At 67.0% G+C, this 16,033-nt stretch carries 14 protein-coding genes; 9 read left to right on the plus strand and 5 right to left on the minus strand.

Going from position 1 to position 16,033, the window contains the following annotated elements:
- Positions 1-47: 47 nt before the first annotated feature.
- Entirely contained in the window at positions 48-1,412 is a 1,365-nt protein-coding gene (locus IAI53_RS09465; RefSeq protein ID WP_187717843.1) for a serine/threonine-protein kinase, read from the minus strand.
- A gap of 162 nt (positions 1,413-1,574) precedes the next feature.
- On the opposite strand from IAI53_RS09465, the gene grpE reads away from it, so the two are divergent.
- The 4 genes from grpE to IAI53_RS09485 all read left to right on the plus strand — a co-directional run bounded on the left by grpE (position 1,575) and on the right by IAI53_RS09485 (position 6,816).
- Entirely contained in the window at positions 1,575-2,156 is a 582-nt protein-coding gene (grpE, locus tag IAI53_RS09470) for a nucleotide exchange factor GrpE (protein ID WP_187717844.1), read from the plus strand.
- A gap of 107 nt (positions 2,157-2,263) precedes the next feature.
- Positions 2,264-4,198 carry a molecular chaperone DnaK gene (gene dnaK, locus IAI53_RS09475; protein ID WP_187717845.1) on the plus strand — a complete coding sequence of 645 codons (1,935 nt, stop codon included), beginning with the start codon at positions 2,264-2,266 and terminating at the stop codon, positions 4,196-4,198.
- A 98-nt stretch (positions 4,199-4,296) separates the two neighbouring features.
- On the plus strand, positions 4,297-5,424 hold the full coding sequence (gene dnaJ / locus IAI53_RS09480) for a molecular chaperone DnaJ (RefSeq protein WP_187717846.1): 1,128 nt from the start codon (positions 4,297-4,299) through the stop codon (positions 5,422-5,424).
- Between the two features lie 258 nt (positions 5,425-5,682).
- Positions 5,683-6,816 (plus strand): ABC transporter substrate-binding protein, encoded by a 1,134-nt coding sequence (locus IAI53_RS09485; protein WP_187717847.1) that lies wholly within the window; start codon positions 5,683-5,685, stop codon positions 6,814-6,816.
- Positions 6,817-6,864: 48 nt separating this feature from the next.
- Here the strand turns inward: IAI53_RS09485 and cysS are convergent, their stop codons facing one another.
- Entirely contained in the window at positions 6,865-8,250 is a 1,386-nt protein-coding gene (cysS, locus tag IAI53_RS09490) for a cysteine--tRNA ligase (RefSeq protein ID WP_187717848.1), read from the minus strand.
- A 209-nt stretch (positions 8,251-8,459) separates the two neighbouring features.
- Here cysS and IAI53_RS09495 point away from each other — a divergent pair, with 209 nt between their 5' ends.
- Genes IAI53_RS09495 through IAI53_RS09515 form a run of 5 tightly spaced genes read left to right on the plus strand, consistent with a single transcriptional unit; the run spans position 8,460 to position 12,743 of the window.
- A complete protein-coding gene (locus IAI53_RS09495; protein ID WP_187717849.1) occupies positions 8,460-9,641 on the plus strand; it encodes a nuclear transport factor 2 family protein in 1,182 nt (393 codons plus the stop codon).
- Entirely contained in the window at positions 9,638-10,843 is a 1,206-nt protein-coding gene (locus IAI53_RS09500; RefSeq protein ID WP_187717850.1) for a L,D-transpeptidase family protein, read from the plus strand. Before IAI53_RS09495 ends, IAI53_RS09500 begins: the two co-directional genes overlap by 4 nt.
- Before the next feature lie 47 nt (positions 10,844-10,890).
- Positions 10,891-11,451 carry a peptidylprolyl isomerase gene (locus IAI53_RS09505; RefSeq protein WP_187717851.1) on the plus strand — a complete coding sequence of 187 codons (561 nt, stop codon included), beginning with the start codon at positions 10,891-10,893 and terminating at the stop codon, positions 11,449-11,451.
- 42 nt (positions 11,452-11,493) lie between these two features.
- The gene (locus IAI53_RS09510; RefSeq protein WP_187717852.1) at positions 11,494-11,988 is read left to right on the plus strand and encodes a peptidylprolyl isomerase; all 495 of its coding nucleotides are present in this window, start codon (positions 11,494-11,496) and stop codon (positions 11,986-11,988) included.
- Between the two features lie 29 nt (positions 11,989-12,017).
- Entirely contained in the window at positions 12,018-12,743 is a 726-nt protein-coding gene (locus IAI53_RS09515) for a UDP-2,3-diacylglucosamine diphosphatase (RefSeq protein WP_187717853.1), read from the plus strand.
- A gap of 65 nt (positions 12,744-12,808) precedes the next feature.
- Here IAI53_RS09515 and IAI53_RS09520 read toward each other — a convergent pair whose 3' ends face one another.
- From IAI53_RS09520 to IAI53_RS09530, 3 genes are read right to left on the minus strand one after another with little or no spacing between them, the layout of a single operon-like run.
- Entirely contained in the window at positions 12,809-13,978 is a 1,170-nt protein-coding gene (locus tag IAI53_RS09520) for an O-succinylhomoserine sulfhydrylase (RefSeq protein ID WP_187717854.1), read from the minus strand.
- Positions 13,979-13,989: 11 nt separating this feature from the next.
- Positions 13,990-15,525, minus strand: coding sequence for an amidophosphoribosyltransferase (gene purF, locus IAI53_RS09525; RefSeq protein ID WP_187717855.1), 1,536 nt, complete (start codon positions 15,523-15,525; stop codon positions 13,990-13,992).
- Between the two features lie 11 nt (positions 15,526-15,536).
- The gene (locus IAI53_RS09530) at positions 15,537-16,028 is read right to left on the minus strand and encodes a CvpA family protein (RefSeq protein ID WP_187717856.1); all 492 of its coding nucleotides are present in this window, start codon (positions 16,026-16,028) and stop codon (positions 15,537-15,539) included.
- Between the last annotated feature and the right edge of the window lie 5 nt (positions 16,029-16,033).

A 16,033-nucleotide genomic window follows, 5' to 3' on the forward strand; every position in this document is an offset into this window, starting at 1 on the left:
GCGCAAGGCCTCCATCGGCCCGCGCAGCAGATCCATTCTGCACGTTCTCAGTCTTCGACCAGTTGCAGGTCCAGGCCGCCGGTGGCGGTGTAGTTGCCGCGCGTCGCCTTTTCTGCCGTCTCTCCCACCCGCTTGGACAGGCCGGTCAGGCGGTCGATGACCACCGTGGACAACTGCGCGCGGAACTTCTCGCGCACCTCGTCGGTTGCCAGGGCAAGGGCCGCGGGGTTGATCTCCAGGTAGGTGCACGGCCTGGTGCTCACCACGCTCAGGCGCTGGCGGTGGTCGCGCTGGTCCAGCCACGCGGTTTCACCGAACACTTCGCCGGGCTCCAGGGTCATGAGCTTGCGGTCACTCACCGATAGCTCGATCTCGCCCTCGAGCAGCAGCCCGAAGCGCTGGTCCGCGTCTCCTTCGCGCATCAGGGTGGTGAACTCGTCCACCTTGCGCCAGGCACTGATGCGCAGCACCTCCCACACCTCGATATCGTCGAACTCGGTGAAGAATCCCAGCTTGCGCAGCACCGAAAAACGGCTGGTGTCCGGCGGCACGTAGCTGTCGTCGATGATCTTGTAGCGCACCGCGGAGAGATCCTTGGCGAACTCGGCACCGTTCTTGTAGCGCGAGTACAGGTCCTTCTCCAGGGCCTTGCGGATCACCGCGTCCATCTGCTCGGGGACGTCCGGGTTGAGTTGCGAGACCGAGGGCGGGTCGGCATTGATGATCTTGTAGATCAGTTGCGCCGGATTGCCCGCGCGGAAGGGCAGCCGCCCGGTCAGCATGTGGAACAGCACCACGCCGAGCGAGTACAGGTCGGTCTTCTGGTTGAGCGGGTAGTTCTTGATCTGCTCGGGACTCATGTAGGCCGGCGAACCGACGCCCATGATGAAGGTGGAGTCCGACTCGATCTTCTTGTCGACATTCAGCGCCAGGCCGAAGTCGGTGATCTTCACGTTGTCCTTGTCGTCGACCAGGATGTTGGCCGGCTTGATGTCGCGATGCACGATGCCGTGGCGGTAGGCGTAGTCGAGCGCCATGCAGCACTTGAAGACGATGCCGATCACCCTGTGCACCGGCAGCAGGCGCTCGAAGGAGCAGTAGCGCTCCAGCGACTCGCCCGGAAAGTACTCCATGACCACGTAGGCCTGGTCCGGCTGGATCACGGCGTCGAAGATGCGGATGATGTTCGGGTGATCGAGACGGGTCGCCACCGCCTTCTCGGCCTTCAGCAGCTTGATCAGGCGGCGGTTCCACTTGGCCTCGTCCTTCGCGCGGTCGGCAAAGCGCACGTGCTTGACCGCCACCGGCTCGGGATAGTGCGGGTTCTCCGCCAGATAGACGACGGCGGTCGCGCCGCGGCCGATCTCGCGGACGATGCGGTACTTGCCTATCTGCTGCGGAATGTCGCCCATGTCTGCGCGCGAACCCGTCCAAGGTCGAAGAAGTGATTCTGGCACGGAGCCCCTTGCCAGCGCCAAGGGTTAAGCATAACGAAAAATTATCCTCCACCCTCTTGAAATGCCGCGACGCGCCCCAAGCTAGCCGCCTATTGCCAGCAACCGGAGTCCGCAACAATGCAGGAGCAGAACAAGGCGCCGCACGGCACCGAGGCCATCGAGAACCATACCGGCGAGACCGGCGCCCACGGCGTCGACACCCGCGCGGAAGCGCCCGAGAGCCATGTCGACACCACGCCCAGCCTGGAGGAAAGCCTGCGCCAGGCCGAGCTGAAGGCCTCCGAGCATCACGACGCCTGGCTGCGCGCCAAGGCCGAGACCGAGAACGTGCGCAGGCGTGCACAGGAAGACATCGCCAAGGCCTCCAAGTTTGCCGCCGAGAAGTTCGCCTCCGCCATGCTGCCGGTGAAGGACAGCCTGGAGGCCGCGCTGGCCACCGATAACCAGACGCTGGAGAAACTGCGCGAAGGCGTCGAGCTCACGCTCAAGCAGCTCGTCTCGGCCTTCGAGGGCGCCAGCCTGGCCGAGGAGAATCCGCTGGGCCAGAAGTTCGACCCCAACAAGCACCAGGCCATCGGCACCCTGGAGTCGGACGCCGAGCCGAACACCGTGATCAACGTGTTGCAGAAGGGCTACCTGTTGCACGAGCGCGTGGTCCGTCCCGCGCTGGTGATGGTCTCCAAGGCCAAGGACCAGTAATCGCCAGGCGGTTGCAGGCTTGAAAGCCGGCGCAGCCGCCCCATATTCGGAACAAGCCGGCCGGCACAGCGGCCATCGAACATTCGGGAACTGAAAGGAAATCAGACATGGGCAAGATCATCGGCATCGACCTCGGCACCACCAACAGCTGCGTCTCCGTGATGGAAGGCGGCAAGCCGAAGGTCATCGAGAACTCGGAAGGCGCGCGCACCACCCCGTCGGTGGTGGCCTACGCCGAGGACGGCGAGATCCTTACCGGCGCGCCGGCCAAACGCCAGGCGGTGACCAACGCCAAGAACACCCTGTTCGCGGTCAAGCGCCTGATCGGCCGCCGCTTCGAAGAGAAGGAAGTGCAGAAGGACATCGACCTGATGCCCTACACCATCTGCAAGGCCGACAACGGCGACGCCTGGGTGGAAGTGCGCGGCAAGAAGATCGCCCCGCCGCAGGTCTCCGCCGAAGTGCTGCGCAAGATGAAGAAGACCGCCGAGGACTACCTGGGCGAGGAAGTGACCGAAGCCGTCATCACCGTGCCGGCCTACTTCAATGACAGCCAGCGCCAGGCCACCAAGGACGCCGGCCGCATCGCCGGCCTGGAAGTCAAGCGCATCATCAACGAGCCCACCGCGGCGGCGCTGGCCTTCGGCATGGACAAGAAGCCGGGCGACTCCAAGGTGGCGGTGTATGACCTGGGCGGCGGCACCTTCGACATCTCCATCATCGAGATCGCCGACATCGACGGCGAGCACCAGTTCGAAGTGCTGGCCACCAACGGCGACACCTTCCTGGGCGGCGAGGACTTCGACCAGCGCATCATCGATTACATCGTCACCGAGTTCAAGAAGGAACAGGGCGTCGACCTGAAGAACGACGTGCTGGCCCTGCAGCGCCTGAAGGAAGCCGCCGAGAAGGCCAAGATCGAGCTGTCCTCGTCCAGCCAGACCGAGGTGAACCTGCCCTACATCACCGCCGACGCCTCCGGGCCGAAGCACCTGGCGATCAAGATCACCCGCGCCAAGTTCGAATCCCTGGTCGAGGACCTGGTCGAGCGCACCATCGAGCCCTGCCGCATCGCACTCAAGGACGCCGGCGTCAAGGTCTCCGACATCGACGACGTGATCCTGGTCGGCGGCCAGACCCGCATGCCCAAGGTCATCGAGAAGGTGAAGGAGTTCTTCGGCAAGGAAGCGCGCCGCGACGTGAACCCGGACGAAGCGGTGGCGGTCGGCGCCTCCATCCAGGGCGGCGTGCTGCAGGGCGAAGTGAAGGACGTGCTGCTGCTCGACGTCACCCCGCTGAGCCTGGGCATCGAGACCCTGGGCGGCGTGATGACCAAGCTGATCCAGAAGAACACCACCATCCCGACCAAGGCCAGCCAGGTGTTCTCCACCGCCGACGACAACCAGTCCGCGGTGACCATCCACGTGCTGCAGGGCGAGCGCGAGATGGCCTCCGGCAACAAGAGCCTGGGCCAGTTCAACCTCTCCGACATCCCGCCGGCGCCGCGCGGCATGCCGCAGATCGAGGTCACCTTCGACATCGACGCCAACGGCATCCTGCACGTGTCCGCCAAGGACAAGGCCACCGGCAAGGAGAACAAGATCAAGATCCAGGCCAACTCCGGCCTGTCGGACGAGGAAGTCGAACGCATGGTGCAGGACGCCGCCGCGCACGCCGAAGAAGACAAGAAGGCGCACGAGCTGGTCGACGCCCGCAACCAGTGCGACGCGCTGATCCACTCGGTGAAGAAGGCGGTGGCCGAGCACGGCGACAAGCTCGACGAAGGCGAGAAGTCGGTGATCGAGTCCGCCATCAAGGAGGCCGAGGAAGCGCTCAAGAGCAACGACAAGGCCACCATCGACGCCAAGAGCGAAGCGCTGGCGCAGGCCAGCCAGAAGCTGGGCGAGAAGATGTACGCCCAGGCACAGGCTGAAGCCGGCGTGCAGCCGGGCGCCGAAGGCGCCCAGGCGGCCGGTGGCGGCAAGGCGGCCGATGCCGACGTGGTCGACGCGGAGTTCACCGAGGTGAAGGACAACAAGTAGGCGCCCGCCGGGCGGCAACCCAACGGCCGAACCCTTGCCGGAGCGCGCCTCCGGTGCGGGTTCGGCCTTTGCATGAATCAGTGCCTGAGCGAGGAACCATGTCGAAACGCGACTACTACGACGTCCTCGGCGTCAATCGCGACGCCAGCGACGACGAGATCAAGAAGGCCTACCGCAAGCTGGCCATGAAGTATCACCCGGACCGCAATCCGGACAACAAGGAAGCCGAGGACAAGTTCAAGGAGGCCAAGGAGGCCTACGAGATCCTTTCCGACGCGCAGAAGAAGGCCGCCTACGACCGCTACGGCCATGCCGGCGTCGACCCCTCCATGGGCGGAGGCCCGGGCGGCGCTCAGGGCTTCGACGGTTTCTCCGACGCCTTCTCCGACATCTTCGGCGAGATTTTCGGCGGCGGTCGTGGCGGCGCAAGGTCCAACGTCTATCGTGGCGCCGACCTGCGCTACAACCTGGAGATCTCGCTGGAAGAGGCCGCGCGCGGCGCCGACAAGACCATCCGCATTCCCACCGTGGAAGAGTGCGAGACCTGTCAAGGCAGCGGCGCCAAGCCCGGCACCCAGCCCAAGGCCTGCCCCACCTGTGGCGGCGCCGGGCAGGTGCGCATCCAGCAGGGCTTCTTCTCCATCCAGCAGACTTGCCCGAAGTGCCACGGCAGCGGGCGCATCATTCCCGACCCGTGCACCGCCTGCCACGGCGCCGGCCGGGTGAAGCGCCAGAAGACCCTGGAGGTGAAGATCCCCGCCGGCATCGACGAAGGCATGCGCCTGCGCCACGCCGGCCATGGCGAACCGGGCGTCAACGGCGGCCCCCCGGGCGACCTCTACGTGGAGATCCACATCCGCAAGCACCCGGTGTTCGAGCGCGATCACGACGACCTGCACTGCGAGATGCCGATCAGCTTCACCACCGCGGCGCTCGGCGGCGAAATCGAGATCCCCACGCTGGACGGCATGGCCCGGCTGAAGATTCCGGCCGAGACCCAGACCGGCAAGGTCTTCCGCCTGCGCGGCAAGGGCATCAAGAACGTGCGCTCGCATGCCCACGGCGACCTGATGTGCCACGTGCTGGTGGAAACGCCGGTCGACCTCACCGAGCGTCAGCGCGACCTGCTGCGCGAGTTCGAGGAAGTGTCGAAGACCAACGTCGACCGGCACAACCCCAAGGCCAAGTCCTGGATGGACAAGGTCCGGGATTTCTTCAGCGCCTGACGCATCCCCGGGACCGCCCCGGGACCCCACATGGGCCGGCCGCTTCCGCAAGGAGGTCGCCGGCCCATTCTCATGGCATCGCCGGCGGCGCCCGGCAAGCTCCGTTCTTGGTTATACTCGCCGCGAAGGTGGAGACAGACAGACGGCGAACCACGCCGCACGCCCGGCCAGGCGCCGGAACATTCGCTCCTGCCGGACGCGCACGTCGCCCCGGGGGTGCAACTCCGCCCCTCGCCGAACATGAGATACGGAGCACGCATGACCTTCCTGCGCACCCTCGCCCTTGCCGCCCTGCTGCCCTTCGCCGCCTCACACGCACCGGCCCAAGCCCAACAGGGCGTCACCTCCGACACCGTCCTGCTGGGCCACTCCGGCGCCCTGAGCGGTCCGCTGGCAGAACTGAACCGGGAGTATCTCTCGGGCGCAACGCTCTACTTCGACGACCTCAACAGCCGCGGAGGCGTCCAGGGACGGCGGATCGCGCTGCTCACCATCGACGATGAATACAAGCCCGAGAAGGCTGCCGAGAACGTGCGCAAGCTGATCGAGGACGAAGGCGTCTTCGCCCTGTTCGCCTGCTTCGGCACCGGCCCCAGCGTGCAAACGATTCCGATCGCCACCCGCGCCCGGGTGCCGTTCTTCGCCCCCTACACCGGCGCGGACGTACTGCGCGAGCCGCTCAACCCCTATGTCTTCCACCTTCGCGCGTCCTACGGGCAGGAGATCGAGGCCATGGTGAACCACCTGGTCTCGGTCGGCGTGCAGTCGATCGGCGTCGTTCATCACGCCGATCCGTTCGGCCAGGCCGGCCTGGACGCAGCGGAGAAGACGCTCGCCCGGCACAACCTGCGCCCCGCCGTGATCGCGCCAATCGCCTCGAGCGGTGCCGACGCGGCGGAATCCGCCCGGCGCGTGGTGGCCGCCAATCCGGCAGCGCTGATCATGGTGACGGCCGGCAACAGCTCGGCCGCCTTCATGCGCGCCCTGCTGGCCACCGACGCCCGCCCCATGCTCTACGGCCTGTCGGTGATCAGCAGCCGGCAGCTGATCCGCGAACTCGGGAGGGACGCCCACGGTCTGGTAATCGCCCAGGTCGTGCCCTCGCCCTTCCGGCTCGACCACGCGGTGGTGCGCGACTATCGCCGCCTCGCCGAACAGGCCGGCCAGCCCTACTCCTACACTGCGCTGGAAGGCTACCTCGCCGCCAAGACCTTCACCGAGGCCTTGCGCCGCGCAGGGCGCGACCTCAATCGCGAGAAGCTGGTCGAGGCCCTGCAGGGCATGGGCAACTGGGACGCCGGCGGGCTGCGCCTGCAGTACTCGTCGCGACGCCACGTGGCCCTGGACTACGTCGACCTCAGCATCATCAGCCGCGGCAACTTCACCCGCTGATTCAGCGCAGGCTGCTGCGGCGGGCCTTCCGCCGCAGCGCGCCGCAATTCAGGCGCGGCGCCAGGTCGTACCCTGGGCGGAGTCTTCCAGCACGATGCCGCGCGCGAGCAGATCGGCGCGGATGCGGTCGGCCTCCGCATAGTCCCTGGCCTTCTTGGCCGCCGCGCGCGCATCGATCAGCGCCTCGATCTCTGCCGAGGCCTCCTCGGCCCCCGCCGCGCCGCCCTGCAGGAACACCACCGGATCACGCTCCAGCAGGCCGAGAACCCCGGCCAGCGCCTTCAGCTGCGCGGCCAGTTCGGCCGAGGCGCTGCGATTGACTTCATTGGCCAGTTCGAACAGCACGGCCACCGCCTCGGCGGTATTGAAGTCGTCGTCCATGGCCGCCCGGAAACGCTGCGCGTGCGCCTCCGTCCAGTCCACACCGGCCACACCGGCGGCCGGCGCGACGTTCTTCAGCGCGGTATACAGGCGGGTCAGCGCATGGCGCGCATCCTCGAGATGCGCGTCCGAGTAGTTCAGCGGGCTGCGGTAGTGGGCACGCAGGATGAAGAAGCGCACCACCTCCGCGTCGTACTGCTTGAGAACGTCGCGGATGGTGAAGAAGTTGCCCAGCGACTTGGACATCTTCTCGTCGTCCACCCGCACGAAACCATTGTGCATCCAGTAGTTCACGAAGGCGTGACCGTGCGCGCCCTCCGATTGGGCAATCTCGTTCTCGTGGTGCGGAAACTGCAGGTCCTGACCGCCACCGTGGATGTCGAAATGATCGCCCAGCAGTTGCGAGCTCATCGCGGAGCACTCGATGTGCCAGCCCGGGCGGCCGCAGCCCCAGGGCGATTCCCACTTGACCTCGGCCGGCTCGTCCTCGCGCGCGTGCTTCCACAGCACGAAGTCGAGCGGGTCCTGCTTGCCCGCATCCACATCCACCCGCTCGCCGGCGCGCAGCTCGTCCAGCGACTTGCCCGAGAGCTTGCCGTAGCCGCGGAACTTGCGCACCGAATAGCACACGTCGCGGTTGGCCGCGACATAGGCCAGGCCGTTCTTCTCCAGCTTGTCGATGATCTGCTGCATCTGCGCCACGTATTCGGTGGCACGCGGTTCGTGGTCGGGGCGCAGCACGCCGAGCGCGTCGGCGTCCTCGTGCATTGCGGCGATGAAGCGGTCGGTCAGCGTCCGGATGGATTCGCCGTTCTCGCCGGCCCGGCGGATGATCTTGTCGTCGATGTCGGTGATGTTGCGCACATAGGTGACCTGATAGCCGCTCGCCCGCAGCCAGCGCGCCACCATGTCGAAGACCACCATCACCCGTGCATGCCCCAGATGGCAGTAGTCATACACGGTCATTCCGCAGACATACATGCGGACCTTGCCTGGTTCGATCGGGGTGAAGCTTTCCTTCCTGCGGGTCTGGGAGTTGTGAATCGTGAGCATGACATCATCCGAAAAATCCGGCCCGGCCAATGCCGGCCATGCCGCGCAAGCGGAAACGGGCCGCAAAAAAACGGGTCCGAAGCGGACCCGCCTTTGCCCGACGGCGCGCCGGGGCCGTCGTGGCTCGATTGTGGGATATCGAGCGTTGTTGGTAGAATCGCCTGCTGAGTTGCAGGGACATCCGCCCGAAAATCAACGCATTATAGTACATGAGAATCCGTCCCTCTGCCGCCCTCGGCGCACTGGCCATAGCGCTGGCCATCGGCTTCGCCCCCGCTCATGCGGACGACAGGAACCGCGAAGCGCGCAACCTGTTGCAGAACGGGCAGCCCGAACACGCCCTTGCCGCCGCCGACAAGCTGATCGCGGGCAGCCCGGCCAATGCCGAAGCCCGTTTCCTGCGCGGCGTCGCACTCGCCGAGCTCGGCCGCACCGCCGAAGCCATTTCCACGTTCCGCAAGCTCACCGAGGACTTCCCGAGCCTGCCGGAACCCTACAACAACCTCGCCGTGCTCTACGCTCACCAGCGCGACTACGACAAGGCTCGCAGCGCCCTCGAACAGGCGATCCGCACGCATCCCAGCTATGCGACGGCACACGCGAATCTGGGCGATCTCTACGCCAGGCTCGCCAACGAGGCCTATGAGCGGGCGCTGCAGCTCGACGCGGGGCGCGAGACAAGGCGCCCGCCCTCCACCCAGCCGCCGCTGGCCCTGATCCGCACGCTCGGCCCGGCCGCGGCATCGCCGCTGGTCATTGCACAGACCCCGCCGGCGGCACGTCCGGCCGCGCCGGCCCCTGCACCGACCCCCGCACCGGCTGCGGCGCCACGCCCCACCCCGTCTCCTGCCGCCGCGCCGGTGACCACGCCTTCCCGCGAGCCCGAGCCCATCGCCGCCACGCCCCCGGCAGCGGCTGGCGAAGCACCTGCCGCCGCCGTCGAAACGGCGAGCCCGAAACCCGAGCCGGCACCGGTGCCGGCCCAGGCCGTGGCGGAACCCCGGCCCGCCGCGCCAGCCCCGGCGGCCCCGCCCGCGGCACAAGCGGCGACGGCGAGCGAGGACGTGCTGGCCGCCGTGCGGGCCTGGGCTGAGGCCTGGTCCTCCAAGGATGTGAACGCCTATCTCGCCGCCTACGACAAGGACTTCGAGGTGCCCGGCGGGCGCTCCCGCTCTTCCTGGGAGAACGAACGCCGCCAGCGCGTAGGCAAGCCGGGCGACATCAGCGTGGAGGTCGACGGTCCGCAGGTGGATATCGACGGCGACCGCGCGGAGGTGCGCTTCCGGCAGCACTATCGTTCGTCCAACTTCAATGCCAGCACCGTCAAGATCCTCGAGATGGTCCGCCGCGGCCAGCGCTGGCAGATCGCTAGGGAGAAGATCGGTCGATGAGACGGATGCAGATCGGCAGGCGCCTGCTCCGCAGTGGTGCGCTCGTGTTCGCCCTCCTCGGCGGCGTCGCCCTGGCGGCACCGGAGGACAGGCGCATTTCCGACGCCGGCCCGGAAGCCGCATTGCAGCAGATTTTCGGCGAGATCGAGGCCAACCGGCTGGATGCCGCCCTCGACCGCACCGAGATGCTGCTCAAGGCGTATCCTAACTTCCGCCTTGCGCACCTGATCCGCGGCGATCTGCTGCTCGCCCGCGCCCGCCCGCTGTCGACCTTCGGCAACGCCGAGAACTCCCCCGAGCGCGTGCAGGAATTGCGCGACGAGGCCATCGCCCGGCTGCGCGCCTACCGCGAACGTCCCAGCGCGGCCAACTATGTGCCGCGTTACCTGCTGCAGATGGGCCCCGAGCAGCAGCATGCCGTGGTGGTGGACACCCAGCGCGCACGGCTCTACGTGTACCGCAACGAAGACGGCAAACCGCGCTTCGTGGCCGACTACTACATCAGCCAGGGCAAGGCAGGCTCGGGCAAGCAGTTTGAGGGCGACAACAAGACCCCGCTCGGCGTCTATCACGTCACCTCCTTCATCGACCCTGCCAAGCTGCCCGACCTCTACGGCAAGGGCGCCTTCCCGCTCAACTACCCGAACCCCTGGGACAAGCGCCTCGGGCGCACCGGCTACGGCATCTGGCTGCACGGCACGCCGAGCGACACCTATGCCCGTCCGCCGCTGGCCTCCGAGGGCTGCGTGGTACTGGCCAACCAGGACTTCACCAGCCTGAGCAGCTTCGTGCAGCCCGGCCTGACCCCGGTGATCATCAGCAACGACATCGAATGGCTGTCGCTCGACGACTGGCAGGCCGAGCGCAGCAGCCTCAACGCGGCGATCGAAGCCTGGCGCAGCGACTGGGAGAGCCTGGACGTGGAGCGCTATCTGTCGCACTACTCGGCCCAGTTCCGCAACGACCGCTACGACTACGCCGAATGGAGCTCGCGCAAGCGCCGCTTCGCGAACGCGCGCGAATGGGTGAAGGTGGAGGTCGGCAAGCTCAGCATGCTGCGCCAGCCGGGAGAGGACGCGCTGGTGGAAGTCATCTTCGAGCAGGACTACCGCAGCGACGGCTTCACCGACACCATGCGCAAGCGCCAGTACTGGACCAAGGAAGACGGGCGCTGGAAGATCATCTACGAGGGCGGCGCCTGAGCGCCGGCACCCCGTTTTCGCAACGCAATCAAAGGAGTTCCACGTCGATGAAGAAACTGTTCACCCTGCTCGCCCTGTTCGGCTGGATGAGCGTTGCCGTAGCCGCCAACCCGCAGGTGGAGCTCGACACCACCCAGGGCCGCATCGTCCTGGAGCTCTACCCGGAGAAGGCGCCCAAGACGGTCGCCAACTTCCTTGAGTACGTGTCCAGCGGTCATTACGACGGTACCGTGTTCCATCGCGTGATCGACGGCTTCATGATCCAGGGCGGCGGCTTCGACGCCCAGATGACGCAGAAGCAGACCCGCGCGCCGATCGAGAACGAGGCCAAGAACGGCCTGAAGAACGTCGCCGGCTCGATCGCCATGGCCCGCACCCAGGCGCCGCACTCGGCCTCTGCGCAGTTCTTCATCAATCTGGTGGACAACGCCAACCTCGACTACCCCTCCTTCGACGGCTGGGGTTATGCCGTGTTCGGCAAGGTCACCGAGGGCCTCGACGTGGTGAACAAGATCGGCAAGCTGCCGGTCCGCAACGTCGGCTTCCATCAGAACGTCCCCGCGGAACACGTAGTCGTCAAGCGCGCGCGCGTGCTCGAGAACCGCTGAAATCCGCCCCCATTCCATCCAGGACAAGCCCAGGAGCAGCACATGGCAGTCAAACTGCACACCAGCCACGGCAGCATCACCATTGAACTCGACGCCGACAAGGCCCCCGCCACGGTCGAGAACTTCATCGCCTACGTCGAAGCCGGCCACTACGACAACACCATCTTCCACCGCGTGATCGACGGCTTCATGATCCAGGGCGGCGGCTTCGAGCCGGGCATGAACCAGAAGCCCACCCGCGACCCGATCAAGAACGAGGCCGACAACGGCCTGAAGAACGAGCGCGGCACCATCGCCATGGCCCGCACCCAGGCTCCGCACTCGGCCACCGCGCAGTTCTTCATCAACGTCGCCGACAACGACTTCCTCAACTTCCGCTCGCCCGACCTGCAGGGCTGGGGCTACTGCGTGTTCGGCCGCGTCAGCGAGGGCCTGGACGTGGTGGACAAGATCCGCGCGGTCAAGACCGGCTCCAAGGGCTTCCACCAGGACGTGCCGGTGGAAGACGTGGTGATCGAGCGCGCGGAAGTCGTCTGATTCCGTCCGCTCGTCAGCACACCGGCCAGATGCAGGCGCTGTTCGTCTCAGACCTGCATCTGACCGAGGAGCACCCGGAAACCGCCGCGGCCTTCCTCGCCTTTCTGGCGGGGCCGGCCCGCGGCGTGCCGGCGCTGTACATCCTGGGCGACCTGTTCGAATACTGGGCGGGCGACGACGACGGCGACGCCCCGCTCAACCGCCGAATCGCCGAAGCCCTGCACAGCCTGTCAGCGTCCGGCAGTGCCATCCATTTCATCGCGGGCAACCGCGATTTCCTGCTCGGCGAGGCCTATGCCGCACGCGCCGGCATGGCCCTGCTGCCCGATCCCTGTCCGCTTCGTCTCGGCTCCGTGGATGTACTGCTCAGCCACGGCGACGCGCTGTGCACCGACGACCTGGCCTATCAGGCCTACCGCCGCCAGGTCCGCGACCCGGCCTGGCAGGCGGCCTTCCTCGCCCGCCCGCTGGCCGAACGCAAAGCCTTCATCGACAGCCTGCGCAGCCGCAGCGAGCAGGCCAAGCGGGAAAAGGAAATGGCCATCATGGACGTCAACCGGTCCGCGGTGGAGGCCCTGCTGCGCGAACACGCCTACCCCACGTTGATCCATGGCCACACCCACCGGCCGGCGCGTCACGAACACCTGGTCGATGGCCGCCGCTGCGAGCGCTGGGTACTGGCGGACTGGCACGGCACCGCGCCCTATCTCGCCTTCGACGGCGAGCGCTTCAGCACCCACGAACTGATTCCCTAGGAACGGGCCCTGCCCGCGATGCGCGGAAGGGTCTTGCGAAGGCCGCATCGCGGCCAAGGCCGCTCCTACGCGGCGAGGCCGCGCGCCAGATCGGCCTTGAGGTCCTCGATCGACTCCAGCCCCACCGCCACGCGCAGCAGGCCTTCGGAGATGCCCGACGCCTCGCGTGCCTCGGCGCTGATGCGCCCGTGGGTCGTTGAAGCCGGATGGGTGATGGTGGTCTTGGTGTCGCCCAGGTTGGCGGTGATCGAGATCACCCGGGTCGAATCGACCACCCGCCAGGCGCGCTCGCGCCCGCCATCGACCTCGAAACTGAGGATCGCACCACCGCTCTTCTGCTGGCGCATCGCCAGTTCGTGCTGAGGATGCGAGCTCAGACCCGGGTAATGGACCCGCCGCACGCCGGCCTGCGTCTCCAGCCAGCGCGCCAGTTCCAGCGCCGCGGACGACTGCGCGTCCATGCGGATGCGCAGCGTCTCCAGCCCCTTGAGGATGATCCAGGCGTTGAACGGCGAGATGCACGGCCCCGCGGTGCGCAGGAACTTGAAGACCTCGTCCACCACGTCCGCACGCCCAGCCACCGCGCCGCCCAGCACGCGGCCCTGGCCATCCAGGTACTTGGTGGCCGAATGCACGACGACGTCGGCGCCGAGCGCCAACGGACGCTGCAGGGCCGGGGTGCAGAAGCAGTTGTCCACCGCCAGCAGCGCACCGGCCGCATGGGCCACTTCGGCCACCGCGGCGATATCGACGACCTCGGTGAGCGGATTCGACGGCGTCTCGATGAAGAACAGCCGGGTGCGCGGACGCACCGCGGCGCGATAGGCCGCCAGCTCGGTGGCCGGCACGAAGCTGGTCTCGATGCCGAACCTGGCCAGGATGTTGCCGAACAGCTGCTGGGTGGCGCCGAACAGCCCGCGCGAGGCGACGATGTGGTCGCCGGCCTGCATGGTCGCCATCACCAGCGACAGGATGGCCGACATGCCCGAGGCCGTTGCAACGCAGGCCTCGGCCCCCTCCAGCGTCGCCAGACGCTGCTGCATGGCGGTTACCGTCGGGTTGCTGAAGCGCGCGTAGACGTTGCCCGCCTCCTCCCCGGAGAAGCGCGCGGCGGCCTGCGCGGCGCTGTCGAACACGAAGCTCGAGGTCAGGTAGAGCGCCTCGCTGTGCTCGTTGAACTGGCTGCGCGCCGTGCCCGCGCGGACCGCCTGGGTGTCGAAGTCGAACTCGTCCATCGGCCCGCCGGTCAGTGGTCGCTGTTGGTGACGAGGTTCAGGTCGAGCTGGCCGTCGTCGTGGTCGTCGTGCTGCGCGCTGGCCGGCTTGGCCTCACCGCGCTGGTTCTCGACGCCGTTCAGGTACTCGGCGGTGATGTCGCCGGTGACGTACTGGCCATCGAAACAGGAGGTCTCGAAGAAGCTGATCGCCGGGTTCACCGCGCGCACCGCCGCCTTCAGATCGTCCAGATCCTGGTAGATCAGCCCGTCGGCGCCGATCTCGGCACAGATCTGCGCCTCGTCGCGGTCGGAGGCGATCAGCTCGCCGCGGGTGGGCATGTCGATGCCGTACACGTTGGCATAGCGCACCGGGGGCGCCGCCGATGCCAGGTAGACCTTTGCCGCGCCGGCCTCGCGCGCCATGTTCACGATCTCCTTGCTGGTGGTGCCGCGCACGATGGAATCGTCCACCAGCAACACGTTCTTGCCGCGGAATTCCTGCGGGATGGTGTTGAGCTTCTGGCGCACCGACTTCTTGCGCGTGGCCTGCCCCGGCATGATGAAGGTACGGCCGATGTAGCGGTTCTTGACGAAGCCCTCGCGGTACGGCAGTCCGAGCTTGTGCGCCATTTCCATGGCCGACGGGCGGCTGGAATCCGGAATCGGGATCACCACGTCGATGGCCGCGTGCGGCAGCGTGCGCTTGAGCTTGTCGGCGAGGAATTCACCCATCTTGACGCGCGACTCATAGACCGACACGCCGTCGATGATGGAATCCGGGCGCGCCAGGTAGACGAACTCGAACATGCACGGCGCCTCCACCGTGCGCTCGGCGCACTGGCGGCTCCTGAAATTGCCCGCGGTGTCCACCAGGATGGCCTCGCCCGGCGCCACGTCGCGCAGCAGCTTGAAGCCGAGCACGTCCACCGCCACCGACTCGGAGGCCACCATCCACTCGGAGCCCTCGGCCGTGTCGTTGCGGCCGACCACCAGCGGACGGATGCCGTAGGGGTCGCGGAAGGCCAGCAGGCCGTAGCCGGCGATCATCACCACCGCGGCATAGGCACCGCGGCAACGCCGGTGCACGCCGGCCACTGCACGGAACACCGCTTCCTCGTCGAGCTTGAGGCCATTGGTGGCGTGCTGCAGCTCGTGCGCCAGCACGTTGAGCAGCACCTCGGAGTCGGAATTGGTGTTGATGTGCCGCAGGTCGGCGAGGAACATCTCGCGCTTGAGCTCTTCGGAATTGGTCAGGTTGCCGTTATGCGCCAGCAGCAGGCCGAAGGGCGAATTGACGTAGAAGGGCTGCGCCTCGGCGGCGTTGTAGGCCGACCCGGCGGTCGGGTAGCGCACATGGCCGATGCCCCAGTTGCCGGTGAGGTTGCGCATGTTGCGCGTGCGGAACACGTCGCGCACCAGGCCGGAGCCCTTGTGCATGAGGAAGCGCCCCCCCTCGGAAGTGGCGATGCCCGCCGCGTCCTGGCCCCGGTGCTGGAGCACCTGCAGACCGTCGTAGAGCAACTGATTCACCGGAGAGGTGGCGACCACCCCAAGGATTCCGCACATGGAAGACCTGCCTATCTGAAACGAACTCTATCGGCCACCGCATCCGGCAGCCACGGTTTGGCGGCAATCACCGCCGTCTCGAGCGGCGGTGCGAACAACGCGTTGGACCACCAGGGTTCCCGCGAAATTCCGACCAGACCGCCCAGCAACACTATCACCAATGCAATCGCCAGCCCGCGCACCAGTCCGAAAAAGGCGCCGAACAGGCGGTCCGCCGGCCCCAGCCCGATGGCGCGCAGCAACTCGCGCAACAGGAAGCGCAACAGCGCCGCGACCAGCAGCACCGCCACGAAGAGCGTCGCGAAGCCGGCCACGTGGCGCCACGCCGGCTCCACGATCCAGCTGGAGAACAGCGGTGCGGCCATGTGCGCGTAGCGCCAGGCCAGGAACAGCGCAAGCACCCATGCGACCAGCGCCATCACCTCGCTCACCAGGCCGCGCCACACGCCGATGGCGGCAGACAGGGCGAGGATGCCGAGGAAAACGTAGTCGAAAACCGTCATTGCCC

The organism is Thauera sedimentorum, from assembly GCF_014489115.1.
Lineage (GTDB): Bacteria > Pseudomonadota > Gammaproteobacteria > Burkholderiales > Rhodocyclaceae > Pseudothauera > Pseudothauera sedimentorum.

Coding starts and splice junctions, on each gene's coding strand:
- dnaJ (WP_187717846.1), top strand. CDS start 4,297: ATGTCGAAACGCGACTACTACGACGTCCTCGGCGTCAATCGCGACGCC.
- IAI53_RS09520 (WP_187717854.1), bottom strand. CDS start 13,978: ATGGACGAGTTCGACTTCGACACCCAGGCGGTCCGCGCGGGCACGGCG.
- dnaK (WP_187717845.1), top strand. CDS start 2,264: ATGGGCAAGATCATCGGCATCGACCTCGGCACCACCAACAGCTGCGTC.
- IAI53_RS09530 (WP_187717856.1), bottom strand. CDS start 16,028: ATGACGGTTTTCGACTACGTTTTCCTCGGCATCCTCGCCCTGTCTGCC.
- IAI53_RS09510 (WP_187717852.1), top strand. CDS start 11,494: ATGGCAGTCAAACTGCACACCAGCCACGGCAGCATCACCATTGAACTC.
- IAI53_RS09485 (WP_187717847.1), top strand. CDS start 5,683: ATGACCTTCCTGCGCACCCTCGCCCTTGCCGCCCTGCTGCCCTTCGCC.
- IAI53_RS09465 (WP_187717843.1), bottom strand. CDS start 1,412: ATGGGCGACATTCCGCAGCAGATAGGCAAGTACCGCATCGTCCGCGAG.
- IAI53_RS09505 (WP_187717851.1), top strand. CDS start 10,891: ATGAAGAAACTGTTCACCCTGCTCGCCCTGTTCGGCTGGATGAGCGTT.
- IAI53_RS09500 (WP_187717850.1), top strand. CDS start 9,638: ATGAGACGGATGCAGATCGGCAGGCGCCTGCTCCGCAGTGGTGCGCTC.
- IAI53_RS09495 (WP_187717849.1), top strand. CDS start 8,460: ATGAGAATCCGTCCCTCTGCCGCCCTCGGCGCACTGGCCATAGCGCTG.
- IAI53_RS09515 (WP_187717853.1), top strand. CDS start 12,018: ATGCAGGCGCTGTTCGTCTCAGACCTGCATCTGACCGAGGAGCACCCG.
- purF (WP_187717855.1), bottom strand. CDS start 15,525: ATGTGCGGAATCCTTGGGGTGGTCGCCACCTCTCCGGTGAATCAGTTG.
- cysS (WP_187717848.1), bottom strand. CDS start 8,250: ATGCTCACGATTCACAACTCCCAGACCCGCAGGAAGGAAAGCTTCACC.
- grpE (WP_187717844.1), top strand. CDS start 1,575: ATGCAGGAGCAGAACAAGGCGCCGCACGGCACCGAGGCCATCGAGAAC.